Below are 24,173 nucleotides of genomic sequence, written 5' to 3'. Positions count from 1 at the left end.
GGGCATTCTCACTTATCTCCGTTTTTCAGCGTCTTGCGCGGCAGAGAGCACATCCTGTGCCCGTTGCCAAGCGGCGGACCCGCGCGGCAAAAGGTCTGTTGCGCGTTTGGCATGTATCTTAGCATCTTTGAGACGGCCGACCATGGCATAACGTTCCGCCGTCAAAACCGAGGCCATGCCGTTATTGCCCTGTTTGGCATAGGTCACCGCCAGATCGCGCATCACGCGCGGATCACGGCCATCGCGGGCGCGGGATTTTTCAAGGAACTGCTGCGCCTTGGCAAGCTGTCCATCGGCCAGAAGGGCGCGCCCGTAGGACCCGAGGATAAGCGGGTTGTTCGAAGCAAGGTTGGTGGCGCGGGCATAGGCGGCGACCGCCGGCTTGATCTGGCGGCTTTCTATCAGGATCTGACCGCGCAGTTCATGCAGGTAGGGGTCTTTGGGGCGCAGCGCCAACGCGCCGTCGATTGCGCCCATGGCGCGGCGCAGATCGGCCTGACGGTGATAGGCCACCGCCTGGCGCATCAGTTTGACATCCTGAAAGCCGCTTTCTCCGGCGCGCGTCAGGGTCCATTTCGGCGAGCGCTGAAAGGCCGAAAGCTTGCCCTTGGCGCGGGCAAACCAGTAATTGGCCTGAGGGTCCGGCGCGGGGGCGGCGCCCTGTGCGCCGGCAAGCTGGCGCACCAGACGATAGCGATCGCGCGAGAGGGGATGAGTGCGCGCGTAAGCATCCTGTCGCGTGACCGAAAGGGCCTCTTGCCCGCGAAAGATTTCCATCACCTCGACCGAGCCATTGAGATCGACGCCCGCGCCCTTCATGAAGCGCATGCCGCTTTGGTCGGCGGCGTTTTCCTCGGCGCGGGTATGCGAGAAAAAGCTGCGCATGGCGGCGCCCTGAAGCCCGGCGGCAGCCCCGGCGGCGAATTCGCCGCTTCCGGCAGCGGCCCCGGCGGCGATGGCCAGAGCGGTGCCAAGCCCGGCGGCGGTGCGGGCGTTGCGCGCATTAATCGGACGGCGCATCAGATGGCCATTGGCGATATGGGCCGCCTCATGGGCGATCACGGATTGCAGCATCGCCGGTGTCTTCATCCGCAGGATCAGCCCGGAATGAATGAACATGCTATCGGAATCGACCACGAAGGCGTTGAGGTTCGGATCGTCGATCACCAGAATATCCACCCGGTTCGCGCTTAGCCCGGCGGCGCGCAGGATCGGCGTTGCCAGCTCGCGCAGGGCATATTCGATATCGGGGTCGCGCAACAGGGTAATGGCGCGCGCCGGCGCGGCGATACCAAGCATCAGGATCAGGGAAATCGCGAAAAATCGGAGAAGTTGCATTGACGGCACGGGCCTTTCCCAGTGAAACGAGGGATCAAACATGCACAGTCTAGGAGTAAAGCGATGCGGAACTCAACCCGGTCCCAGGTCGATGCCTTCATCGTGATGGATGTGATGGAGGCCGCGCGCCGCGCCGAGGCAAGCGGGCGCCATATCATCCATATGGAAGTCGGCCAGCCGGGCACCGCCGCGCCCGCAGGGGCACGCAGCGCGCTTGCCCGCGCGATGGACGAGGACGCGATGGGATATACGGTGGCGCTTGGCCTGCCGGCGTTGCGGGCGCGCATCGCGCGACTTTATGGAGAGTGGTATAATGTTGACCTTTCGCCCGGGCGGGTGATTGTCACGCCGGGCTCGTCCGGCGCGTTCATCCTTGCGTTTACGGCGCTGTTTGATGCCGGGGATCGGGTTGGCATCGGCAGCCCGGGCTACCCCAGCTACCGCCAGATCCTGCGCGCGCTTGATCTTGTGCCGGTCGAGATCGAGACCGCAGCGGAAAACCGCCTGCAACCGGTTGCGGGCGACCTCGGCGGGCAGGACCTGAGCGGGCTTTTGGTGGCCAGTCCGGCGAATCCTACAGGGACGATGCTCAATCGCGGGGCGATGACCGATCTCATCGAGGCGGCGGGCGCGCAGGGCGCGAGTTTTATCAGCGACGAGATTTACCACGGCATCGAATATGAGGCCAAGGCGGTCAGCGCGCTTGAGATCACCGATGAGTGTTATGTGATCAATTCGTTTTCCAAGTATTTCAGCATGACCGGCTGGCGCGTCGGCTGGATGGTGGTGCCCGAAGATCATGTGCGCGTGATCGAGCGTCTGGCGCAGAACCTGTTCATCTGTCCGTCCCATGCCAGCCAGGTGGCAGCTTTGGCGGCAATGGACTGTGGCGCAGAGCTTGAGGCGAATATGGCGGTCTATCGGAGCAACCGCGCGCTGATGCTTGAGGGATTGCCAAAGGCCGGGTTTGAGCGGATCGCGCCGCCCGATGGCGCGTTCTATGTTTATGCCGATGTCAGCCACCTGACCGATGACAGCCGCGCCTTTGCCGCCGAAATACTGGAAAAAGCGGGGGTTGCGGTGACACCGGGGCTTGATTTCGATCCGCGGCGCGGGGGCGGCACGATCCGGTTTTCCTATGCCCGTGCGACCGCGGATATCGAAGAGGGGCTGGTGCGGCTGGGGCGTTTCATGGCGGAGCGTGGCGCGCGCTGAGGCGCAGGATTTGAGTATTTATTCCAAGAAGAAGCTCAGAGCCCGATCATCTGGCGAATTTTTGCGGGGGAGGCGCCCTCGGCACGGTAGGTCTTGATCGCGCGGGCGTCATCGCGTTTGGCGAGGCGTTTGCCCTGAGCGTCGCGGATCAGCCCGTGGTGATGATAGAGCGGGGTTGGCAGGTCGAGCAGGCGTTGCAGGAGGACGTGGATTTGCGTAGCCGCAAAGAGATCCTGGCCGCGGATCACGTGGGTGATGCTCTGATCCGCGTCGTCGATCACCACCGACAGATGATAGGAGGCGCCCATGGCGCGGCGGGCGAGCACGACGTCGCCGACGGTTTGGACCATGTTGTGCGGGGTGATCGAACCGGTTTCGCCGTTTGGCCCTTCGCCTGATTCGCTAAAGGCGAGCGGGCTTGAGACACTGGCGAGCGCGCGCGCCATGTCGAGGCGCAGGGCGCTGTCGATTGGCATCACACCCTTGGGCGGCGTGGCGGGGCGGCAGGTGCCGGAGTAAATCAGCCCGTCGGGGCCGTGCAGCGGCGCGCCTTCTTGCGGGGCAGAGGCGGCGGCGCGGATATCGGCGCGGGTACAGGAGCAGGAGTAGAGCAGGCCCATGTCCCAAAGCCGCAAGAGGGCGTCGCAATAGCGCGGCAAGCGTTCGGATTGGCGCAGAACAGGCATCGGCCAGCTTAGGCCAAGCCAGTGCAGATCGTCGAAAATCTGCGCCTCCCATGCGGGGCGGCTTCGGCTTTGGTCGATATCGTCGATGCGCAGGTGGAATATGCCGCCAGCGGCGGTGGCCATGTCATAGGCCGTGATCGCCGAAAAGGCGTGGCCCAGATGCAAGGGGCCCGTCGGAGACGGGGCAAAGCGCGTTCTAAAAGTCACGTCTTTTGAAGAACATATACGTTGGAGTTCAACCCCTGACCAGGCAGGTGGGGGCCGTAATCCTTGCTCAAAAGACGGGCCGCGCCGCAATCGAGCCAGCCGTTGAGGGCGCCTTCATAAATAGGGTCTGCAAGGGCGTGATCGTTATAGCTGAAGACCAGATAACCGCCGCGATCCAGCGCCTTCATCAGGATATCGAAGGTCGAGAGCGGGGCCGCGCCGGGGCCGATCACGCCAATGGCTGCGATCGCCTTATAGGCGCCTTTCGGGATCGGGGTTTTGGCGGTCACGTCAAGCGATGACAGGCTGCGATAGACGCCTTTGGCAGTGGCCTGCGCCAGCATTTCGGGGCTTGGGTCGATCCCGTCGATTACCTTGAATCCGGCCAGTTTGAGCGCCAGACCAGAGAGGCCGGTGCCACAGCCGAAATCGAGCACAGGGGTGTCAGGCTCAGGCAGCTTGGCGAAAAGCGCCTTGGCACAGCGGCCCGGTGTGGCATAGCCGTTCTCGGCGATTTCCGCGTCGTAAGTGCTTGCCCAGTCGTTATAAAACTGGCTTGCGTCTTCTGATGTGTCCAGCCCATAGGCCTTATCCAGAAATTTTTCAGTCATGTTCCAAGAGTGACCGAAGAGTTACGCCACGTCCAGTAAAGACTTTGCCAGCCAGTCACCCCAGGCGGCTTTGGCGCGGTCGGTATAGGCCTTGTAGCGGTCTTTGCGGCCACGCCGCCCGCCTTTGAGGCCGTCAACGGGCCGGAACAGGCCAAAATTGACGTTCATCGGCTGAAAGGTCTTGGCCTCGGCGCCGCCGGTGATGTGGTGGATCAGGGCGCCCATAGCGCTATCCTGGGGCGGATCGGCAAGCGGTGCGCCGAGGATTTCGGCGGCGGCCATGCGCCCGGCCAAAAGCCCCATGGCGGCGGATTCGACATAGCCTTCGACGCCGGTGATCTGACCGGCAAAGCGGATATGGGGGCGCGAACGAAGGCGCATCTGATTGTCCAGAAGGGTGGGCGAATTGATGAAGGTATTGCGGTGAATGCCGCCTAGGCGGGCAAAGCTGGCGTTTTCCAGACCCGGGATCATACGGAGCACGTCTTTTTGTGCGCCGTATTTCATTTTTGTCTGAAATCCCACAATGTTATAGAGCGTTCCTAAGGCATTGTCCCGGCGCAATTGCACCACAGCCCAGGGTTTAACATCCGGCTGATGCGGGTTGGTCAGGCCGACCGGCTTCATCGGGCCGTGGCGCAGGGTTTCGCGGCCACGTTCGGCCATGACCTCGATCGGCAGGCAGCCGTCGAAATACCCGGCGGTTTCGCCCTCGTGGAACTCGGTTTTCTCGGCGGCAAGCAAGGCGTCGATAAAGGCCTCGTATTGCGCCTTGTCCATCGGGCAGTTGAGATAGGCGGTGCGCTCTGCCTCGGTTTCGCCCTTGTCATAGCGCGATTGCATCCAGGCGCGCGACATGTCGATGCTGTCGTAATAGAGGATCGGCGCGATGGCGTCGAAAAAGGCCAGCGACTCGGCGCCGGTCTCACTGGCAATCGCCTTGCCAAGCCCTTCAGAGGTGAGCGGGCCGGTGGCGATGATCCAGTGGCCTTCGGTGGGCAGGGTATCGATTGCGCCGTATTCAACCGTGATATTGGGATGCGCCAGAAGCGCCGCCGTCACCGATTGCGCGAAGGGATCGCGATCCACCGCGAGCGCGCCACCGGCGGGAATGCGATGCTTTTCGGCGGTCTGCATGATAAGGCCGTTGGCGGCACGCATTTCCCAATGCAACAGCCCGACGGCGTTTTGTTCGTCATCATCCGAGCGAAACGAGTTGGAACAGACCATTTCGGCCAGATCGCCGGTACGATGGGCAAAGGTTTTCACCTCCGGGCGCATTTCATGGATGACGACCGGCACGCCCATATGGGCGGCCTGCCATGCGGCCTCGGAGCCGGCCATGCCGCCGCCGATAATATGAAGTGTTTTGCTCATGCAGTGGGATGTAGGCGATTGCAGGGGTTTTGAAAAGAGGCGCTCACTGTTCCCGATCCGGGTTGCTCTTTTCGATCAAGGCCGTGATCCATCTCGGCGGTGTCGGAGCCGGGCTTGTTTTTTACCATGGTTGGGCCGCTGTCCCGGCCGTCGCGAATTGGCGGCTTGTATCCCGTTATGGCTTGTGGCCATTCTGACGCGCGAAGGGGCAGGGAGGAATGCATGAGCCTTAAAATGACGCGTGACGAGCTGACGAGGTTTCTGGAACAGGAATTTCCCCAGGTTGCAGGTGATTTTGCCATTGAGGAGGTGGGTGACATGCGCGTCCGCGTGCGCCTGCTTGTGGGCGTGCGGCATCTGCGCCCCGGTGGCACGGTCTCTGGACCGTCGATCTTTGCCCTGGCCGATGTGACGGTCTATCTGGCGACGCTTGCGATGATCGGCCCCGAGGCCTTGGCGGTGACCACCAATTGCAGCATTGATTTCATGCGCAAGCCGACCGCGGGCGTTGACCTTATCGCAGAATGCCGATTGCTCAAGCTGGGCAGGGTTTTATCCGTCGGGGAAGTGCTGATCTTTTCCGAGGGTCTTGAGGCGCCTGTGGCGCGCGCCAGCCTTACCTATGCGATTCCGCCCAAGTAGGTAAGGCCGGGGGCTGTATGCCCCCGGACCCCCCGAGAGTATTGATGCCAAGAAGAAGATCGCAGGGCAGGCAGGGCCTATTTGCAGCCGAAAGCGCCGGGATGAATGGGGTAATATATTACCTATTTTATAAGGCGTTGATTTTGCGTGATTTAATCGGATAAACCGTGGTTGACCTGACAATCTAAGCGTCTATAACCCGCCCATCGTATCAGCGCGGCCAAATCGCGGTCGAGGCGGATCAAGACGAAAGATCAAGCACAAGGTTTTGCCTGAAATGAAAACATTCTCTGCTACCCCGGCAGATATCGACAAGAAATGGATCCTGATCGACGCTGAAGGCGTTGTTCTTGGTCGTCTTGCCTCGATCATCGCCGTTCGCCTGCGCGGCAAGCACAAGGCCAGCTTTACCCCTCACATGGACATGGGTGACAACGTGATCGTCATCAATGCCGACAAGGTACAGCTGACCGGCAACAAGCGCGAAAAGCCGAACTATTGGCACACCGGCCACCCCGGTGGCATCAAGTCGCGCACCACGGGCGAAATCCTGGAAGGGAAATACCCCGAGCGCGTCGTGATGCAGGCCGTCAAGCGCATGCTTCCGGGCAACCGCCTGTCGCGCACTCTGATGACCAACCTGCGCGTCTATGCGGGCGCAGAGCACCCCCACGAGGCCCAGAGCCCCGCGGTGCTGGACGTCAAATCCATGAACTCCAAGAATACGCGGGTGGCATACTGATGGCTGACGAAATCAAATCCCTCGAAGGTCTGGAATCGATCGCAGAAGGCGTCGTTGCCGAGACCGAAACCATGGTGCGCCACGAACAGGTTCGTGACGAGCTTGGCCGTTCCTATGCCACTGGCAAGCGCAAGGACGCGGTTGCCCGCGTCTGGATCAAGCCGGGCTCCGGCAAGGTCGTTGTCAATGGCCGTGAAATGAACGCCTATTTTGCACGCCCCGTGTTGCAGATGATCCTGCGCCAGCCCTTTACGGTGGCCGGCGTTGAAGATCAGTTCGACGTGATGGCAACCGTCAAGGGCGGTGGTCTTTCGGGTCAGGCCGGTGCGGTCAAGCACGGCATCTCGAAAGCGCTTCAGCTTTATGATCCCGCCCTGCGCGGTGCTCTGAAGGCTGCGGGCTTCCTGACACGCGACAGCCGCGTTGTGGAACGTAAGAAATACGGCAAGGCCAAAGCGCGTAAGAGCTTTCAGTTCTCCAAGCGTTAAGCGACCGGGCCACGTTTCGTGGTTACAGATTTGGAAAGGCGCGGCTTTGGCTGCGCCTTTTTGCTTTTGGATGTCGGGAAAAAGGCGCCTGAGCCTGCTCAGACCTTATCGGACAGGCCAAGCCCGCGCAGATAGGTGGTAAGTCCCGCCTCAAGCATCTCTTCGGGGGCGGCGTGATCCGAGAGGCCGGCAGAATTGCGCAGGAACAGCTCGACGACACCATGGCTCATCGCCCAGATATGCGCGCTCAGAAGGCTTGCCTCGGGGCAACGCTCGGCGGCAATCAGAGGGCAGAGCGCGTCGCAGGCGCCATGCATCAGCGCGCGGGCGCGCCCGGCGGCATCGGCAAGACCCGGCAGGCGGTTGATGTCGATGCTGCTTTCGAACATCGCGATGTAATGGCCCGGATTGCTTCTCGCAAAGGCCAGGTAGGCGCGGGCAAGCGCGTGGATTTGCCCGGCCCCGTCCGGCGCCCTGGCGCGCGCTGCCTCAAGCCGGTCGGCAAAGACAAGATAGCCCTGGCGCGCCGCCTCTGAAATAAGATCGTCGCGCCCGGCAAAGTGGCGGTAAACGGCGGCCGGCGTCACCCCGGCGCTTTTGGCGGCCTGCGACAGGGTGAAACCGGCCGGGCCCCTGGTCTCGATCAGGTTCAGCGCACCATCGACGAGCGACTGGCGCAGATTGCCGTGATGATAGCCCTGTTTAGCCATTCCATATCTCTGGCCCGGCGGCGATGGCCGGATCAAGTGCCCCGATCGCGCGCGCGTCCTTGCGGGCGTAACCGATCGACGAAAGCACGGTGCGGATCGCCGCCAAGCGGGCGCGGCGCTTGTCATCGGATCGGATCACCGTCCAGGGCGCGTGATCGGTATGGCACCGGGTCAGGGTCTCGGAGATGGCGGCGCTATAGTCCTCCCATTTCTTAAGGCCCTCGACGTCGATCCAGCTCAGCTTCCATTGCTTGAGAGGGTCACTCTCGCGCCCGAGAAACCGGCGCAACTGTTCGGCGCGCCCGACGTTGAGCCAGAATTTGAACAGGTAAATCCCTTCCTCAACGAGCATGCGTTCCACATCAGGCACCTGGGCAAAGAAATGCTCGCGCTGCGCATCAGAACAAAAGCCGAAAACCTTTTCGACCACGCCCCGGTTGTACCAGCTTCGGTCAAAGAACACGATTTCACCGGCGCCGGGAAGGTGGTCGATATAGCGCTGGAAATACCACTGCGTCGCCTCGGTGTCCGAGGGTTTGGGAAGCGCCACGACGCGCGCACCGCGCGGATTCAGGTTCTCGCGAAACCGCTTGATCGTGCCGCCCTTGCCAGCCGCATCGCGCCCCTCGAAGATACAGATTACGCGCGCGCCGCTTTCGCGCGCCCAGGCCTGAAGCTTGACCAGCTCGATCTGAAGTTTGCCCAGCTCTTTTTCATAGGCCTTGCGCGGCATACGTTCGGAATAGGGAAACTCATGCCCGAGAATATCGCCCTTATCCGCGCGGCGGATTTCATTGCGGATATCGTCGGGAATGTCTTTTTCGAAAAAAGCGCTGATCGCGCCGTCAAAGGGCAGATCCATGTTCGGGCCTCACAAGGGGTTTCGCCCAGTATGGCGGCTCAGGGGACAGGGCGCAATCGCGCGCGCGCAGCAACCCGGTGGATGGCGGAAATCACCTGACCGGGCACCGCATGCTGGGGCATATGGCCGATGCCGGGCAGGGGCGTCAGGACCGCATCCTTGATTTGGCGCGACAGGGGGTCAGCATGGATATGCAGGCCCACGGTGGTATCGACGGTGCCATGCAGGATTTCGACCGGCAGGTCGATCTCAGCGTAGCGCATATGGATCGCCTCGACCTCGGCCAGAAGGTTGGCGCGTTGCAAGGCATTGGCGCGCAAAGACTGGCGGCGCAGGGTTAGGCCCGCTCCGATGTGATGCAGATAGCCTTCGGGGGCGGTTTGCGGCTCGAATATCTCACCGACCGCGGCCTCGACGCGGCTATCGTCAACAAAGGCGGTCAGAAAGGGGATCACCAGCGGCCCGAGAACGGGATGCGACAGCACCTTGTAGTAGGTCGAAAGCCCGGTCTCCCAGGGCTTGGCCGCCCCGGCGAGCATCACCAGACCCGAGATGGCCTCTGGGTGGTTGAGCGCCCAGGCAAGGGCCACCGCGCCACCATAGCTATGGCCAAGCACGATGGGGTGATCCGCGCCAAGCTGCCCTGCGGCCTGTTGCAGCAAAGCGGCCTGCTGGCTGATGGTGGCGCCGCTGTGGTTGATGCGCGCGGTATAACCAAGACCGGGGCGGTCAAACACGATCACGCGGTAATCGCTGGCAAGTTGCGGCGCCAGATCAAAGGTCATGTCGCGGGTGTTGCCCGAGGCGCCGTGGATCAGCACCAGGTCGGGCGCACCCTCTGGGCCCATGACCACCGCATGAACGGGGTGGCCGTCGACCTCGATGATCTCACCCTCGGGGGGAAAGGCCGCTTCGGCGCGGGCCTCGTGCGCGCGGGCGCGGTGGTTGGCATAGGCCCAGAGGCCGGCCAACAGGACCGCGAGGATGACAAGGGATTTAACGGCCAATGTCATTCATATCAAACGGCGTCGATTGATAGATCGCGTTGATCCAGTTGCCGTAAAGCTGATGGGCGTGGCTGCGCCAGCGGTTTTGCGGCGGCTTGCTGGGATCGTCATTCGGGTAATAGTTGCAAGGCACGTTGATCGGCGTGCCAGCCTCGATATCGCGGTCATATTCCTGCTTGAGGGTGTCGCTGTCATATTCAAAATGGTTGAAGATATAGAGCGCGCGATGGGCCGGGTCCTCGACCAGGGCGGGGCCAACCTCGTCACTGTACAAAAGCGTGGTCAGGCCACCGGCGGCCTCAATCTCATCCTGGCGCATTTCGGTCCAGCGGCTGACCGGGATCACGCATTCATCCGAAAACCCGCGCAGATAGGGCGACGAGGGCACAAGGTTGCGATGCCGGAAACAGCCGAAGGCCTTATGCTCCAGCATATGCTTTTTGACGCCGTGGAAATGGTTGATCATCGCCATGCCGCCCCAGCACACGCCGAAGGTCGATTGCACATGGGTCTGGGTCCACTCGAACACCCGTTCAAGTTCGCCCCAATAGGTGACGGCGTCGAACTCCAGATGCTCGATCGGTGCGCCGGTGATGATCAGACCGTCGTATTTGTCGCCCGAAGCCTCGACCTCTTCAAAGGTGCGGTAAAAGCTTTCCATATGCTCGGCGGCGGTGTTCTTTGCCTGATGCTCGCTCATCCGGATCAGATGCAGGTCAATCTGAAGCGGCGTCGCGCCGATCAGGCGGGCGAACTGGTTTTCGGTCTGGATTTTCTTCGGCATGAGGTTGAGCAAACCGATCCGCAGCGGACGAATGTCCTGACGGGTGGCCTGATCCTCGTCCATGACCATGACGCCTTCGCGCGTGAGCACGTCATAGGCGGGCAGGTTGGCGGGGATCTTGATCGGCATTGGCGTGCGACTCCTCAGGGTGTCGGGATTAGATAGGCGTATCGGCGCGCCGCTCAAGGGCGGTCGCGATCAGGTGATCGAAATCGGCCGGGGTTTTGACCGTTGCGACCTCATCGGCGCTGACTGTGACCCCCCATGGGGCCATGGCCTCGTATCGTGGCTGGCGGTGCGCAAGCGCGCGCGCATAGGTCCAGCGGATAAAGCTATCTGGATCAACTTCGTCGGCTTCCAGATTGTTTTCGCTTAGATATTCCTTCCACGCGTGATCCAGAAAATCGGGCTGATAGGCCATCGGCTTGGGCGCACGATCAAACCGGCGGATCAATTCCTGGGTATGGGCCTCGCTGCCCTCAATGTAAATCAAAAGGCAATGCTGCGACAGCTCGGTCAGGAGCGGATCGCTTGGGTCATCCCCATCCACCCATTCGCAGATCGACCCGCCGGTATCGCAGATGAAATGCGGATAGCCATAAAGCGCCTCGGCCCGCGAAATGAAATGCCCGGTATCCATCAGCGCGGCGATTTCGGCCTGGCGAAACTGTTCCTGACGGTGACGGTATTCCTCAATCGGCAGGCCGCCCTTGGCCGGATCGCCCGGTTTGCCAAGATAGGTCGAGACCGGCGCCAGATTGTCAAAGGTGATGTTCGAGCCGATATAGATCGAATCCGTGAGCAGCAATTCGCGCAGGAACGGCACCTGCATGGCATGAGCCTTGGCGTTATCGGCAATCAGCTCGCCCATGTAACGGGTGCCGATACGATAATCTATCGAGTAGTGAAACCAGTCGCCACCCTCGCGCAGCATGTTCGAGAGGTACGTCTTGCCCAGACCTGACATGCCGTAAAACAGCACCCGTTTATGGGTGGCCTCCTGCCAGTCTTGTGCCGATTTATAGATCATCGTCGGTCCCCTTTGGGATCGTGCTACAAACTGCGGTTGCCGGGGTCAATCCAAAGCAGTCGTGCGACGAAAAAACCCCGCCCGGATAAGAGGGCGGGGCCTGATCCTGCTTGCGATGGGCGTTTAGAATTTAAACCCGACCTTGGTGCCGAACGCAATCGCATCACTGCCCGAAAAGCTTGATACCGACGTGTCCGCGCTGCCAACATCAAAATAGCGAACACCGGCGGTGACTTTTATGGCTTCGTTTTCATAAGTTGCCGCCAGCCCGTAGCTGATATAGCCGTCCTTGCCCGAAAGGTTGCCAACAACATCGCCCTGGTCCTTTTCGTATCCCAGGATGGCTGCGCCACTCCAGTTTTTACTCAACTTGCGACCGATACCAAGCTCATATGTCCAGATATCGCTGGGGCCGCTTGCAATCGGCACGTTTGCGGGGGCCGGGGAAAACTGGAAGAAGTCGGCCGGTTGCACCTTGAATTTTGTCCATTCCCGCCATTTGACAGAGCCGAAAAGCAGCGTGTCGGTGGCTATGCCGGATTGTGCATGAAGCGTGACAGCCTGAGGAATTTCAACTTTGAACGGAGACCCGTTGTTATCGCGGAAATCATGCTCGGTTTTGGATTCATAGGTCAGCGCGACGCGCATTGCGATGCTGGGGATTTCATAGGCCGCGCCCACAAGATACCCGAACTGATAATCCTTATCCACGTTGAGAGAATAAGGCCCGGGGGGCGCCAGGGCGCTACCACCTGTAGCCGGCGAGATAACCTGAATGTTTCCGCTAAGGCCCATATAGCGCAGGCCGCCATAGACGCTCATCCGGTCATTGAACTTATACTTTGCCATCCCGGTCACGGCGATAGAATTTACCTCTGCATTCGATCCGGCGAAGAACGCACCGGCCCTGTTGTAATCTACAGAAGCCCCAATAGGTTCGTCGATGACCAGGGCCAGAGCAACCTTTTCATTCAACTGATGTTTGTAGCCACCCGCGAATGACTGATAACTTTTCTGAATATTGCCAGTCGGGCCGGTTGGCACCCCTCGCGGCGCACCGGAAACGTTGGGGTGAACAGTTGCCGCAGACAGCTCGACATAGTTTTTACTCTTCTCGAACAAAATCATCGATGGGTCGCCTCGGCGCTCAATCTCGCCTGCCTGAGCGGTGCCTGCGACAGCAACCAGGGTGGTTGCTGCAAGTGTGAGTCTTTTCATTGGGCCTCTCCTCCAGAAGTTGACCTGATCTTTATCGGCAGTAATCTGCCGGTCAATGTTTGACGCGGCGTCACTGATCCTACGGAAGCAACCGGTGGCCTGCTGGTCACACTTTAAGCGAGAACATTGGGACGATTAGCGTCTTTTGGAGGTTTCTGACCATAAGTTCAGGTAATTTGCCCCGAAAATTATTGCCGCGCCAAGGATGACCATCGCATCTATCGGCTCGTTATAGACCAAAAGCCCGATAATCGCGATGAGCGGGAGGCGGGTGAAATCAACCGGGGCCACAAGGGTGGCCGGGGCAATTGACAGGGCTGAGGTCAGGCAAAAATGCGCCGTCAGACCGGCGCATGCAATCACCAAAAGCCACGGTGCCGAGGCCAGCGAGGGCAGGGCGATATCGCCGTCAATCCCGGCACAAAGCAGACCAAAAATGCTTTGGCTCAGGGTCATCCAGAACAGGATGCAGGTCAACGTCTCGCTGCGCGTCAGCCGCTTGGTGAACAGGATCGAGCCGGCAAAACCGATTGCCGCCGCCGCCGCCGCGATGGTGCCAAGGCTAAGCGTCTCGGGGCTTGGGCGCGCGACGATCAGGATGCCGATAAAGCCGATGATCGCGGCCAGGACGCGCATTTTCGTAAGACGTTCGCCAAGCACCAGAGGCGACAGGATCAGCACCCAGAGCGGCGCGGTGAACTCAAGCGCGAACACCTGGGCCAGGGGAATCACCGTGATCGCGTAAAACCACAGGTTTTGCCCGGAAAAGTGAAAGATATTCCGAATCAGTTGGGTGGCGGGGCTTCGGGTGGTGATCTGGCGATAATGGCCGGTTATGCCGGCGACACTGACCACAAGGCAAAGGCCGATCATGCTGCGATACATCATGATCTCGAATGTATCGAGCTCAAAGCTCACCGCGCGGCCCGCCACCGCCATCGACGAAAACGCCAGGACTGCGCCCAGCATCCACATGGCGGCACGCAAAACCGCGCCCGGATTTTGACGCGGAGGGGGCAAAGCCGTTGTCATTCAGCTATGCCAAAAGGTACCAGGCAATGTCGGCGCTGATTGGGGGCTGCAAGCACGGGCGGCGCCTTTGTTTTGTGGCCTTCGGTCAAGAGACAGCACGTGTTAGCATGTCGGCACACAAACGCAAACTGACTATGATGTCAGCGGACCATGTTTCGACAAAGGGCTGACCTCGTCGCAATCATCGGGCATCCGGTTGCGGCGCTCACTACAGGCCCCGGTTAAGGCGGATTTGACGCCGCCTTGATCGACCAAAGCACCCTGCTGTGCCACAGGTCCTAGTAATCTTTTTCGAAAAATACACCGATGCCGCTGTTGCCTTCGTTTGATGCGCCGCCCTTGAGGGTGATCGAGTTGGTGAGGTCATAGTTGAGGTTGATCTGTTGCTTGCCGGTGCTGTCGGCGATCACCTCTGAGTAGAATTTATCCGAGATATAGGCGCCGGCGCTGACCTCGGTATCGCCGTCTTCGGTCTGGGTCACATCAAGGTCGCTCAGGCCGACGGCGCCGCGCAATGTGCCGACCACATCAAGGCTGCTTCGCCCCGAAAGCGTGGCAATGGCCGAGGCCATTTGCGCCGCCTGAAACGGCGATATCGTATCAAGCCCGCGCCCGAACAGCAGCCGCGCAACCACCTCTTCTTCAGGCAGGTCGGGCTCTGATGTAAAGCTGATCTCGGGGGCGCTGGCCAGGCCTTCGACCACGATCATGACGGTCACATCCTCGGCGGTGGTTTCGGCTACGAAGCGAATATAGGGATCAAGCGCGCCCTGCATGTTCACCAAACCATCGGTCAGATCCAGCCGCTTGCCAAGGATATCCAGACGCCCGCGAATGAGCTGAAACACACCCTCTGGTTCAACCGCATTGGTGGTCCCCGCCAGTCGCAAACGCCCGCCAAGTTCCGCATCAAGCCCGCGCCCGCGCACGAAAATCCGCGAGGGCGCGTTGATTTGCAAATTCAGGCCAAAGGGCCGAACGCCACCCGAGGTTTTGACCGCAATCAAGCCTGCGCGCCGCCGGGTGGCGCGCACCTCTGCCGGTTCGCTGATATGGCGCAGACCGGGCAGGGTAACCGAATTGGCGCCAAGCCCGGAAGGAATGCGAATGTTGGTTTCCTCAAGGTTCAGCGTGCCGCCAATCATCGCGCCGCCGGTCATCGGGCCGACGACTGTTACACTGCCGTTGACGGTGGCTCTGTAAATCTCCTGATCGCTGACCACGAGACCCGCGAGGGCAATCGCCAGATCGCCATTGAACCCGCCGGTCAGGCCAACCGGCCCGTTGATCCTGATCTGACCACCATCGCGCATCGCCGCGGTGAAATCGGTCTCGGCGCGCTGATTGGCAAGCGTGACCGTGCCGCTCAGGTTATCGACGCCAAGGCCGGTGCCGGGCAGGGCGATGCGGGTGTCATCGGTGGTCACCGTGCCCGACACCGCCGCAAGCCCCGGAGCGCCGTTGACCCGCAGATCATAGCGCGCAGTGCCAAGCAGGGCATTTGGTTTGATCATCCCGTTGATCAGCGCCAGCGGAAGCGCCCCGCGCGCCGCGAGGTCAAGGCGCTGACCATGCTCGTGAATATCGCCATCAACCTGCGCCGTGGTGCCACCGGGGCCTTGCGCGTTCATGGCGAGCGCGATCTGGCGCGCATCGGGGCCAATCAGGCGCGCGTTCCCTTCGGCGGCGACAGGGCCGCTGAAGTCAGGGGCAAAGAGGCCCAGATTGGCCAGCCGCGCGGAAAAATTCACCGGGCTGTCGCCGCCCTCACCCTCGGCCTTGAGCGAGAGTTGCGGGGTTTCGACACTCAGGTTTTCGATCTCGATGCGCTCGGGGGTGCGCGCGGCCTTGGCCGTAAGGGCGATCTGGCCTGCAATCAGGCGATCAAGCTCGGCAATGCCGGTGCCGATGTTTTCACCGTCAAGTGAGGTGGTGATGTCGAAGGATTGATCCTGCACCGTGGCATTGCCCACCAGCGTCAGGGTCGCGGTGCCGCGCAAACGCTGGCCAGAGATCGCATTAAAGCGCGACAGGTCGGATATCTCGGCCGCCAGATTGCCTCTGGCGGGCAGGCCGGGTGCGTCGGGCGTCAGGCTTGCGGTGGTGTTGATCGTTGCCCCCATAAGCTCGGCCTCAAGCCCGGTCAGGGTGACATCGCCGCCGGTCTGCCAGGCGACGTTGACACTGGTCTCGGCAGGGCCGCTCAGCCGGCGGTCCGCAAGCGCCAAATCGCCGAGGCGCGCGGCAAGGGTCAGAGCGCCGCTTTTCGAGTTCAGCCGCCCGGTAGCGGTGGCACGCAGCGCGTCATTCTTGATCACGAGGCTGCGCAAATCGGTGCCCGTCGTGTCGCGTTTGGCCGATAGGGTAAGCGTGCCGGGACTTGTCAAAAGCGGGTCAAGCTGGGTGACACCAAGTGCCAGATCGCGGGTCTCAGCACCGATCTCAATATCGAAATCACCGCCCAGAAGGCTGCCGGAACCGGAAATCTCGGCACTGGCCTGGCCGGCGATATCCTGACCTGCGAGGGCAGCAAAGCGCGCCAGATCGGGGGCCTCAAGACGGGCCTCGCCACTTACGGGAAAGCCATCGGCAAGGTTGTCGATGCTGGCCCGCCCCGACAGGCGCGCGCCACCGCTGAGCACGCGCAGCCCCAGAATGCGCAGCGGTTTGCCCTCGGCCCAGTCAATCATGGCATGGCCCGACAAGGCATCACCGGCGGCTTCGGCCAGGGCCGGATCGCTCAGGGCAAGGCCGCTAATGCTGAATTCGCTCAGCGCCGACACCCCGCGCGGGGCCACTCGCCGGATCGCGCCGCGCCCCGAAAGGCTGGCGCTTGCGATGCTCAGGTCCGGTTGCGCAAGCTCTGACAGGGTGACATTGGCGCGCCAGCGATCACCGCGCGCCGCATCGAACCGGGCGTCAATAACCGCCGACATAAGCTGCGTCGCAGGGCCCGATATCGGCAGGCGCACCGGCGTTGTGCCATCCCCAAGTTGCCCCGCAAGTGCAAAGGTCGTGGGCCAACCCTCCGCATCCAGCGAGAGAGAGCCGCCAAGTTGCAATTGAGCGGCGCTCAGGTTGACGTCGGATATATCGAGCGCGCCACTCGCCTCGCGCACGCCTTGCAGCACCAATTGGCTGTCGGGGCCAAAGAACGGGCGATACTCAGCGGGCAGAAGGGGAGTGAGATCACCGGCAAGCACCGCACTGAACTCGCGCTTCATGGCATCGGGCGGACCGTCGGCGCGGATGTTCACCGTGCCCTCAAGGCGCGGTTCGCCAGATGATGACAGGTTGATCTCGGCGGTGTAATCCGACAGCGGCGCCTCACCGGAAATCGACAGCGCGATAGAGGGGCTGTCGGGCAGGTTGAGAAGGGTCGAGGCAATGCCGCCCTCGTCTTCGCGCAGCTTGAGATCAAGTGCAAGAACCTGCGTTTCATTCGCATATCCCGCAATCAGGGTCAGCGCGCCGCGCTCATCAAGGCGTGTCACGTCAAGCTGGGCCTCGCCTTCGCCCGAGCCAAGCGACAAGGCACCGGTCAGGCGCAAGGTCACCTTCTGGCCAAGAATGGGCGCGCCAAGGGTCACGGTCTCGGCGCTGATCTCGCCGATATTCACCGACACCGGCAGCTCGGGCAGGGCAAACGGCTTCGCCTCGGCCATCTCCGGGCTCAAATCTTCCTGGGTGTTGGGCAGGCGCGGCAGGTCGATTTCACCCGCAGAGAGGCGGTTTACCTCGATCCGACCGGCCAAAAGCGCGCTTCGGGTCCAGTCAAGCGTGACGTCACGCAGCGTCAGCCAGACCCCGGCGTCATCCGCGATGCTCAGCTCTTCAACTGTGGCCTGAGACGACAACGCGCCCTTGAAACCGGTGATACGCACAACTCGTCCGGCCCCCGACAGGCTGTCCTCGATCAGTCCCTGAAGATAGCCGCGATCCTCGTCCTCGCTCTGGGCAAGAAGCGGGGTGGCGAGGGAGCTGAGCAAGACGGTGATGATAAGCAGAAAGCGCATCAAAAGGCCTGTCCAATCCCGATATAAAGTTCAAATTTCCGACCTGCGTCATTACCCAGAGGCGTCGCAAGATCGACACGGATCGGGCCGACACCGGTCATGTAGCGCGCCCCGACCCCGGCGCCACTATGCCATTCGCCTTTGCCGGACCCAAAGGAATCCTGGCCGACAAAGCCGGTATCGGCAAAGGTTACCGCCTGAATGGATGTCGTCACATCCGTGCGCAGCTCGCCGGAAAATGCCATGAAGGCACGCCCCCCGACGGTCACGCCGGGTGACAGGTCCACACCAAGGGATTGATAGGCTTGCCCGCGCACCGTGCCTGCGCCCCCGGAATAAAACAGCATATCGGCGGGCACATCGCTTATCGTTGCCCCGGCTACCGAGCCTAGTTGAGCGCGCGCGGCCACGGTCACGCCATCCGCCGCGCCAAAGCTGTGGTAGGTGCGCGCATCAGCGAACAGGCGTGTGCCGGTTCCGCTGTCCTCTTCCAGCCCAACGAAAGGCGTCAGCGTAAGGTCGATGAACTGGCCGGATTTGGCATCCAGAGCATTGTCGCGGCGATCCAATGTGGCGCGCAGCGGCAAGAGCAGATGTTGCAGGCTGCGCGCGCCAAGATCGTCGTCAATCTCGGAATAGCGATAGGTGATGCCGGCCTCGGCGGTGAGCTGCTTGGAGAAAATATGACGAAAGCCACCGCCGATTTCGACGCTGCGCTCGCGATAATCGGGTTCGTTTCTGTCCTCGATACTGGCCAGCAAGAACAGGCTTGTGTCGGGAGTAATGGTGGCAGGGCGTTCAAAGCGGCCAGACAGGCGAACATCCTCGCCGCCCGAATTGCCGCCGAGGCCACCGATCATCGCGTCAAAACGCAACCGTTCGGCCCCGCCCAGAAGGTTGCGATGCATCCAGAATCCACTCAATGTCAGCCCTTCAAGCGAAGACAGCTCGGCGCCGGCCCCCAGACGGCGGGGTTTGGCATCTACCACGCGGGTGCTGATATCAAGCGTGCCGTCGGGATTTGGTGTCTCGGCCTCGGTTACCACCACCGAGCGAAACGCACCGGTGCGCCGCAAACGCGTGGCCGATTGGGCAAGCGCCTCTGGCGAAAAGGTTTTTCCTGTGGGCAGGCCGGCAATGGCGCGAATACGCGACGCGCGAACCCGGCTTGGCGGGTCAGAGGCGGCAACCTCAAACGTGCCGAAGCGCAGGCGCGGGCCGGGCGTAAGCGAGATATCGGCATCAAGGGTCTTGCGGGCATGATCGGCGGTAATCGACTCGCGCGAGATATCTGCCTTGGCATGGCCCGCATCGCGCCAGGCATTCACACCGCTGCGCGCGGCCTCGCCAATCAGGTCACCGCGGGCCCGCTTGCCGGTGGCAAACCCTTCGGGCAGGTCCGCATTGGCCGGCACGGGCGCCACACGGGCGATGCCAAAGGCAAATCTGCTACGCCGCTCCACAGTGATATCAATCCGGTGAATGTCGCCGGGCGCGCGCAGCGGCGGGATGCTTGCGGCTTCTTTGCCATCGACGCGAATGGTGATCACGCCGCCATAATAGCCTTCGGCGTAAAGCACCCCGATCAGGCGGGCATAATCCGATTGCGCGGCGGCCAGAAGATCCTGCGCGGTGGCATCCTCGCGTGCGGCGGTGGTCAGGCTGAGCGATGCGCTGCGCAATTTGTCGGTAAACTTTTCCGACGCTTGGGGGGCGTTGAATGTGACCTCTGCAGCCTGCGCGCCAAAGGTCAGCAGGGTACCGAAGAGAGCGGCGAAAAGCGAGTGTTTCAAATATGATTCTGCCACGTCAAAGGATCCGCTGAACATAAGGAATGATCGCATCTTGCACAGGAGAATACCACCCGGCGCAACCAACTAAGGCGAATAGGCGGAAAGTCACTCAGCTGGTTGATAACTGGCGGCAAGCTCGGCCTCAAGCGACTTTTCCACGGCGCCGCGCGGCTTGGTGAACCGCGCCAGAAGGTCATAAAGCACCGGCGTGACGAACAGCATGAGCACCGTCGCCATGCTCAGGCCCGCAACGATCACCGTGCCCACGGCAATCCGGCTTTCAGCGCCCGCACCGCTGGCCAGCACCAGCGGAAGCGCGCCCAGAACCGTTGAAATCGCCGTCATCACGATCGGGCGCAGCCGCAGGACCGAGGCCTCGATCACCGCGTCGCGCACAGCGTAGCCTTCATCGCGCAATTGATTTGCAAACTCGACAATCAGGATGCCGTTCTTGGATATCAGCCCGATCAGCAGGATGATCCCGATCTGGCTATAGACGTTGAGCGACAGCCCCCCAAGGGCCATGGCATAAATCGCGCCGGCCACGCCCACCGGCACGGTGAGCATGATCACCAGCGGGTGAATGAAGCTTTCAAATTGCGCTGCCAGCACAAGGTAAACGATCAACAGGGCCAAGAGAAACACCACGCCAACCCCGCCAGAGGTGTCCTTGTAGGTGCGCGATTGCCCGTCATAGCCAAGCTTGGCCTCGGGCGGCAGGATTTCGGCGGCAATGGTTTCAAGCTGGGTCAGAACCCCGCCAAGATCGGCGCCCGGCGCAAGCGCGCCCGACAATTGGATCGAGGGCAGGCGGTCAAACCGGCGAAGCGACGGCGCGGCGGCGTTTTCATTGAGCGTCACAAGCGCGCCAAGCGGCACAAGGGTTTCGCCGTCGCCCGCGCGCAGGAAGATGTTCGAGATATCCGAAGGCGTGCGCCGGTCGGCCTCTTCGGCCTGCACCAGCACCGGGTACTCGCGGCCCCGGCTGACGAAAGTGGTCACCTCGCGCGAGGCCAGCATGGTCTGGAGCGTGGCGGCGATCACATCGGCCGAAATGCCAAGGTCATCGGCGCGCGCGCGATCAATGCTGACGTCCAGTTGCGGCAGGTTCTGTTCAAAGTTGATCTCGGGGTTGACCAGCCCCTCGACGTTTTCGGCGCGCGCCAGAAGCTCGATGGCCCAGTCCTTGACGCTGTCAAAATCCGGGCCGCCAATCACCACCCGCACCGGGGTGGAATTGCCGCGCAAGCCAAGCCCGGCCGGCGTGACCGGAAAGCCGCGCGCAACCGTGACGTTGCCCATTTGCGGGGCAATCTCGCCGACGAGGGCCGAAATCGGGCGATCCCGCTCTTCCCAGGGGGCAAGGCGATAGACCACAAACGACCGCCAGGCGCGACCGCCCCAGCCGGTGAAGGTAAAGACGGTTTCGATCTCGCCCGATTGGCGCATCGGTTCAAGGATTTCCTCGACCTGACGCGCGGCCATGTCGGAATGGGCGACGGTGCTGCCTTGCGGCGCGGTAAGCGGCACAAAGCCAACGCCGCGATCTTCGCGCGGTGCCAATTCGCGGGGCAAGCCGTCATAAAACAATGCCGCCCCGGCGGTCAGCACAAAGGTCACCGCCAGCACCACCAGCGGCATGCCGATGGCCCGCACCAACAGCCCGCGATAGATGCGAAGCACGACAGGCGCACGCTCTGGCGTGTCGGCGGCCGCCTTGCGGATCTTGCGCGCGCTCAGAATCCTGGCGGCAAGGGCGGGGCAGGCGGTCAGCGCCACAAAGGTCGAAATCCCCACCGTGCCCGCCATGACCCAGCCGAATTCGACGAAAAGCCGCCCGACCTGTCCGGGCATGAACGACAGCGGCACAAACACCGCCACCAGCGTCAGAGAGGTGGCGATCACCGCAAAGGTCACCTGTCGCGCGCCCTTGAGGCTTGCCACAAGAGGGGATTCCCCAAGCTCGATCCGGCGCTGGATGTTCTCCAACACAACGATCGCGTCATCGACCACCAATCCGATCGCCAGCAGCAAGGCCAGAAGCGTCAGCGTGTTGAGTGAAAACCCCCAGAGACCGATCAGCATAAAGCACCCGATCAACGAAACCGGAATGGTGATCGCCGGGATGAGCGTGGCGCGAATACTGCGCAGAAACAAGAGGATCACCGCAATCACCAGGGACAGCGAGATGAACAAAGCGATCACCACCTCGCGGATCGAGGCCCCGACAAAAAGCGCATCATCCGAGCCGACGATGATCTCCATGCCCTCGGGCAGGCTCGCGTTCAGCAATTTGATCTCGGCGCGCACGGCCTTGGAAATGGCCAGCGTGTTCGACTGGCTCTGGCGCAGAACGGCAACGCCGACGGCATCCTTGCCGTTGGTGCGCACGATGGTGCTGTCATCGGCGACGCCGGGCGCGATGCGCGCCACATCGCCAAGGCGCACCGGGTATCCGGCGACGCGATCAAGCACGATATCGCGGAAATCCTCAATGCTGCTCATCCGGCTGTTGAGGCGCACGGAAAGCTGGCGATTATAGGATTCGACCTCGCCGGCGGGCAGCTCGATATTGTTGCGCCTGAGCGCGGCCTCGACATCCGACACCGCCAGATTGCGCGCGGCAAGGGCGCGCCGGTCGATCCAGATCCGCACCGCAAAGGGACGCGCGCCGTAAATGTCGACATTGGCCACACCTTCAAGCGTGGCAATGCGATCGACTACGAAACGGTCGATGTAATCGGTGATCTCGGCGGTGGTCATCCGGTCAGAGGTGATGGCAAGGCGCATCACCGGGTCGGCATCGGCGTCGCTTTTGACGACCTGCGGCTCGTCGGCCTCTTCGGGGATATCGCCGCGCACCCGGCCAACCGCATCGCGCACATCATTGGCGGCCACGTCGATATCGGTGCCGCTGTCAAATTCGATGGTAACGCGCGAGCGGCCCTGACGGCTCTCGGAGCTGATCGAGCGGATGCCCGAGATCGAGGCAATCGCGCCCTCGATGGTTTCGGTCAGGTCGGTGTCGATCACCTCGGGTGCGGCGCCGCGATAGGTGGTGGTGACGGTGACAACCGCATTGTCCACATCCGGCAATTCGCGCACCGGCACCGAGCGCAGCGCGGCAAGGCCGAAAATCACGATCAAAAGGCTGACGACAGCGGCCAGAACCGGGCGGCGGATCGAGATGTCCGAGAGGGTCATGTCGCTTTTTCCGGCGTTCCGGCGCTGGATTTGGCGGTGGCGCCTTCATCCTCGCCCTTGATTTTAAGGTCGCTGCCGGGGCGCACCCGTTGCAAGCCGCGCGTGATCACCTCTTCGCCGGGACCAAGCCCCGAGGTGATCGCGATCATGCCGTCAAGCCGCTGGCCGGTGACCACAACACGGCGCGCTGCCTTGCCACCCTCGTTGACGAAAACATAGGTTTCGGCCGCCTGAAAGATGATCGCCTCTTCGGGCACGACCAGTTCTTCGCTTTGTGACAGGATCAGCTTGAGCGACAGGAACATGCCCGCAGGCAGGGTGCTGTCGGGGTTGGGAATAAGGGCGCGGGTGCGAAAGGCGCGGCTGACCGGATCGATCCGGTTGTCGACCGCATCAATCGTGCCGGTAAACTCACGGCCCGGAAAGGCGGCGCTTACCGCGCTCAGGGGTTGACCGCGCGACACCTGCGCAAAGAGTGTTTCCGGCAGTGAAAATTCAACCTCGATTTCACTCAGGTCGTCCAGCCGGGTCAGAACCTGCCCTTCCGAGACCCTCGCGCCGACATCGTAATTTGTCAGACCGACAACACCGGCAAAGGGGGCCGTGATCACACGGTCTTTGAGGCGGCGGCGGGCGCGTTCGACCTCGGCGGTGGCCTCGGCAAGGCGGGCGGTCGCCTCTTCCTGGCTGGCTTGGGACACGGCATTGGTCAGGCGCAATTGGCGGATACGCTCGACGCTCTGGCGCTGTTCGGTCAGCACGGCCTCGGCCTCGGCCAGATCGGCGCGCTCGATGGTATCGTCAAGCCGGGCGAGGATATCGCCCTTCTCCACACGCGCTCCGGGGGTGATCGCAAGTTCGACCAGGCGGCCATCGACCTCGGGCACAATATCAATGGATTGCAACGCGCGGGTGGTGCCGACCGCCTCGATGGTTTGCTGCAAAAGCCGGGTTTTGGCGGTGGCCAGCTCTACGGTCACCGGGCGCGGGCCGCCGGATGAGGCCTCGGCCACGGCATCGGGGGCAAGGTAGGTCTTATAGGCTTTGAACCCGCCATAGGCGGTTGCCCCGAGCAGACAAAGGAGCAAGAGTTGTTTCCAGATTGACATGGATATCGCGGCCCCGTTCAGGAAAAACAGGCCCAATTACCATGGGGCGCTGTTGAAACAGTATAATTTAACAGGAATCTAAAGTAAGTCCGGCGAAAGGCA

Annotated in this window: 19 protein-coding genes; 4 read left to right on the top strand and 15 right to left on the bottom strand. The window is 61.7% G+C overall.

What is annotated here, in order from left to right; genetic code table 11:
• Positions 1 to 12 precede the first annotated feature (12 nt).
• Entirely contained in the window at positions 13 to 1,338 is a 1,326-nt protein-coding gene (locus tag BUB78_RS01735; RefSeq protein ID WP_084732720.1) for a M48 family metalloprotease, read from the bottom strand.
• A gap of 63 nt (positions 1,339 to 1,401) precedes the next feature.
• Between BUB78_RS01735 and BUB78_RS01730 the strand changes: the two genes are divergently transcribed.
• The gene (locus tag BUB78_RS01730) at positions 1,402 to 2,553 is read left to right on the top strand and encodes a pyridoxal phosphate-dependent aminotransferase (protein ID WP_073194281.1); all 1,152 of its coding nucleotides are present in this window, start codon (positions 1,402 to 1,404) and stop codon (positions 2,551 to 2,553) included.
• Positions 2,554 to 2,588: 35 nt separating this feature from the next.
• Here BUB78_RS01730 and gluQRS read toward each other — a convergent pair whose 3' ends face one another.
• From gluQRS to trmFO, 3 genes are read right to left on the bottom strand one after another with little or no spacing between them, the layout of a single operon-like run.
• Complete coding sequence (gene gluQRS, locus BUB78_RS01725; protein ID WP_073194280.1) at positions 2,589 to 3,446, bottom strand: tRNA glutamyl-Q(34) synthetase GluQRS; 858 nt, start codon at positions 3,444 to 3,446, stop codon at positions 2,589 to 2,591.
• A complete protein-coding gene (locus BUB78_RS01720) occupies positions 3,443 to 4,057 on the bottom strand; it encodes a class I SAM-dependent DNA methyltransferase (RefSeq protein WP_073194278.1) in 615 nt (204 codons plus the stop codon). The genes gluQRS and BUB78_RS01720 overlap by 4 nt, the downstream gene beginning before the upstream one ends.
• A gap of 21 nt (positions 4,058 to 4,078) precedes the next feature.
• Positions 4,079 to 5,434, bottom strand: coding sequence for a methylenetetrahydrofolate--tRNA-(uracil(54)-C(5))-methyltransferase (FADH(2)-oxidizing) TrmFO (trmFO, locus tag BUB78_RS01715; RefSeq protein ID WP_073194276.1), 1,356 nt, complete (start codon positions 5,432 to 5,434; stop codon positions 4,079 to 4,081).
• A gap of 222 nt (positions 5,435 to 5,656) precedes the next feature.
• Here trmFO and BUB78_RS01710 point away from each other — a divergent pair, with 222 nt between their 5' ends.
• From BUB78_RS01710 to rpsI, 3 genes are all read left to right on the top strand, one after another.
• Positions 5,657 to 6,076: a PaaI family thioesterase gene (locus tag BUB78_RS01710; RefSeq protein WP_073194274.1), complete on the top strand. Its 420-nt coding sequence runs from the start codon at positions 5,657 to 5,659 to the stop codon at positions 6,074 to 6,076.
• Between the two features lie 277 nt (positions 6,077 to 6,353).
• Entirely contained in the window at positions 6,354 to 6,818 is a 465-nt protein-coding gene (gene rplM, locus BUB78_RS01705) for a 50S ribosomal protein L13 (protein WP_073194272.1), read from the top strand.
• On the top strand, positions 6,818 to 7,306 hold the full coding sequence (gene rpsI / locus BUB78_RS01700; RefSeq protein WP_073194270.1) for a 30S ribosomal protein S9: 489 nt from the start codon (positions 6,818 to 6,820) through the stop codon (positions 7,304 to 7,306). The genes rplM and rpsI overlap by 1 nt, the downstream gene beginning before the upstream one ends.
• Before the next feature lie 98 nt (positions 7,307 to 7,404).
• Here the strand turns inward: rpsI and BUB78_RS01695 are convergent, their stop codons facing one another.
• The 11 genes from BUB78_RS01695 to BUB78_RS01645 form a co-directional block, all read right to left on the bottom strand.
• Positions 7,405 to 8,016 carry a TetR/AcrR family transcriptional regulator gene (locus BUB78_RS01695; RefSeq protein WP_073194269.1) on the bottom strand — a complete coding sequence of 204 codons (612 nt, stop codon included), beginning with the start codon at positions 8,014 to 8,016 and terminating at the stop codon, positions 7,405 to 7,407.
• Complete coding sequence (gene ppk2 / locus BUB78_RS01690) at positions 8,009 to 8,878, bottom strand: polyphosphate kinase 2 (RefSeq protein WP_073194267.1); 870 nt, start codon at positions 8,876 to 8,878, stop codon at positions 8,009 to 8,011. Before ppk2 ends, BUB78_RS01695 begins: the two co-directional genes overlap by 8 nt.
• Before the next feature lie 38 nt (positions 8,879 to 8,916).
• Positions 8,917 to 9,891, bottom strand: coding sequence for an alpha/beta fold hydrolase (locus BUB78_RS01685; protein ID WP_073194266.1), 975 nt, complete (start codon positions 9,889 to 9,891; stop codon positions 8,917 to 8,919).
• Positions 9,875 to 10,798: a homoserine O-acetyltransferase MetA gene (gene metA, locus BUB78_RS01680; protein WP_073194264.1), complete on the bottom strand. Its 924-nt coding sequence runs from the start codon at positions 10,796 to 10,798 to the stop codon at positions 9,875 to 9,877. The genes BUB78_RS01685 and metA overlap by 17 nt, the downstream gene beginning before the upstream one ends.
• 28 nt (positions 10,799 to 10,826) lie before the next feature.
• Entirely contained in the window at positions 10,827 to 11,699 is an 873-nt protein-coding gene (locus tag BUB78_RS01675) for an ATPase (protein WP_073194263.1), read from the bottom strand.
• Positions 11,700 to 11,822: 123 nt separating this feature from the next.
• On the bottom strand, positions 11,823 to 12,917 hold the full coding sequence (locus BUB78_RS01670) for an OmpP1/FadL family transporter (RefSeq protein ID WP_073194262.1): 1,095 nt from the start codon (positions 12,915 to 12,917) through the stop codon (positions 11,823 to 11,825).
• Between the two features lie 135 nt (positions 12,918 to 13,052).
• Positions 13,053 to 13,886, bottom strand: coding sequence for a DMT family transporter (locus tag BUB78_RS01665; RefSeq protein WP_139279225.1), 834 nt, complete (start codon positions 13,884 to 13,886; stop codon positions 13,053 to 13,055).
• 341 nt (positions 13,887 to 14,227) lie between these two features.
• Positions 14,228 to 17,965 (bottom strand): translocation/assembly module TamB domain-containing protein, encoded by a 3,738-nt coding sequence (locus BUB78_RS01660; RefSeq protein ID WP_073194260.1) that lies wholly within the window; start codon positions 17,963 to 17,965, stop codon positions 14,228 to 14,230.
• Positions 17,965 to 19,773 carry an autotransporter assembly complex protein TamA gene (locus tag BUB78_RS01655; RefSeq protein WP_073194626.1) on the bottom strand — a complete coding sequence of 603 codons (1,809 nt, stop codon included), beginning with the start codon at positions 19,771 to 19,773 and terminating at the stop codon, positions 17,965 to 17,967. The genes BUB78_RS01660 and BUB78_RS01655 overlap by 1 nt, the downstream gene beginning before the upstream one ends.
• A 90-nt stretch (positions 19,774 to 19,863) precedes the next feature.
• Positions 19,864 to 22,962, bottom strand: coding sequence for an efflux RND transporter permease subunit (locus BUB78_RS01650; protein WP_073194258.1), 3,099 nt, complete (start codon positions 22,960 to 22,962; stop codon positions 19,864 to 19,866).
• On the bottom strand, positions 22,959 to 24,071 hold the full coding sequence (locus BUB78_RS01645) for an efflux RND transporter periplasmic adaptor subunit (protein ID WP_073194623.1): 1,113 nt from the start codon (positions 24,069 to 24,071) through the stop codon (positions 22,959 to 22,961). Before BUB78_RS01645 ends, BUB78_RS01650 begins: the two co-directional genes overlap by 4 nt.
• Positions 24,072 to 24,173 lie beyond the last annotated feature (102 nt).

Origin of the sequence: Roseovarius marisflavi (assembly GCF_900142625.1) — a bacterium.
Lineage (GTDB): Bacteria > Pseudomonadota > Alphaproteobacteria > Rhodobacterales > Rhodobacteraceae > Roseovarius > Roseovarius marisflavi.
This window is presented reverse-complemented; position numbering and strand designations above follow the sequence as displayed.

Bases quoted from the DNA above. Each gene is read 5' to 3' on its own strand.
- BUB78_RS01735 (WP_084732720.1), bottom strand. From the start codon at position 1,338: ATGCAACTTCTCCGATTTTTCGCGATTTCCCTGATCCTGATGCTTGGT.
- BUB78_RS01730 (WP_073194281.1), top strand. From the start codon at position 1,402: ATGCGGAACTCAACCCGGTCCCAGGTCGATGCCTTCATCGTGATGGAT.
- BUB78_RS01720 (WP_073194278.1), bottom strand. From the start codon at position 4,057: ATGACTGAAAAATTTCTGGATAAGGCCTATGGGCTGGACACATCAGAA.
- trmFO (WP_073194276.1), bottom strand. From the start codon at position 5,434: ATGAGCAAAACACTTCATATTATCGGCGGCGGCATGGCCGGCTCCGAG.
- BUB78_RS01710 (WP_073194274.1), top strand. From the start codon at position 5,657: ATGAGCCTTAAAATGACGCGTGACGAGCTGACGAGGTTTCTGGAACAG.
- rplM (WP_073194272.1), top strand. From the start codon at position 6,354: ATGAAAACATTCTCTGCTACCCCGGCAGATATCGACAAGAAATGGATC.
- rpsI (WP_073194270.1), top strand. From the start codon at position 6,818: ATGGCTGACGAAATCAAATCCCTCGAAGGTCTGGAATCGATCGCAGAA.
- BUB78_RS01695 (WP_073194269.1), bottom strand. From the start codon at position 8,016: ATGGCTAAACAGGGCTATCATCACGGCAATCTGCGCCAGTCGCTCGTC.
- ppk2 (WP_073194267.1), bottom strand. From the start codon at position 8,878: ATGGATCTGCCCTTTGACGGCGCGATCAGCGCTTTTTTCGAAAAAGAC.
- BUB78_RS01685 (WP_073194266.1), bottom strand. From the start codon at position 9,891: ATGACATTGGCCGTTAAATCCCTTGTCATCCTCGCGGTCCTGTTGGCC.
- metA (WP_073194264.1), bottom strand. From the start codon at position 10,798: ATGCCGATCAAGATCCCCGCCAACCTGCCCGCCTATGACGTGCTCACG.
- BUB78_RS01675 (WP_073194263.1), bottom strand. From the start codon at position 11,699: ATGATCTATAAATCGGCACAAGACTGGCAGGAGGCCACCCATAAACGG.
- BUB78_RS01670 (WP_073194262.1), bottom strand. From the start codon at position 12,917: ATGAAAAGACTCACACTTGCAGCAACCACCCTGGTTGCTGTCGCAGGC.
- BUB78_RS01665 (WP_139279225.1), bottom strand. From the start codon at position 13,886: ATGCTGGGCGCAGTCCTGGCGTTTTCGTCGATGGCGGTGGCGGGCCGC.
- BUB78_RS01660 (WP_073194260.1), bottom strand. From the start codon at position 17,965: ATGCGCTTTCTGCTTATCATCACCGTCTTGCTCAGCTCCCTCGCCACC.
- BUB78_RS01650 (WP_073194258.1), bottom strand. From the start codon at position 22,962: ATGACCCTCTCGGACATCTCGATCCGCCGCCCGGTTCTGGCCGCTGTC.
- BUB78_RS01645 (WP_073194623.1), bottom strand. From the start codon at position 24,071: ATGTCAATCTGGAAACAACTCTTGCTCCTTTGTCTGCTCGGGGCAACC.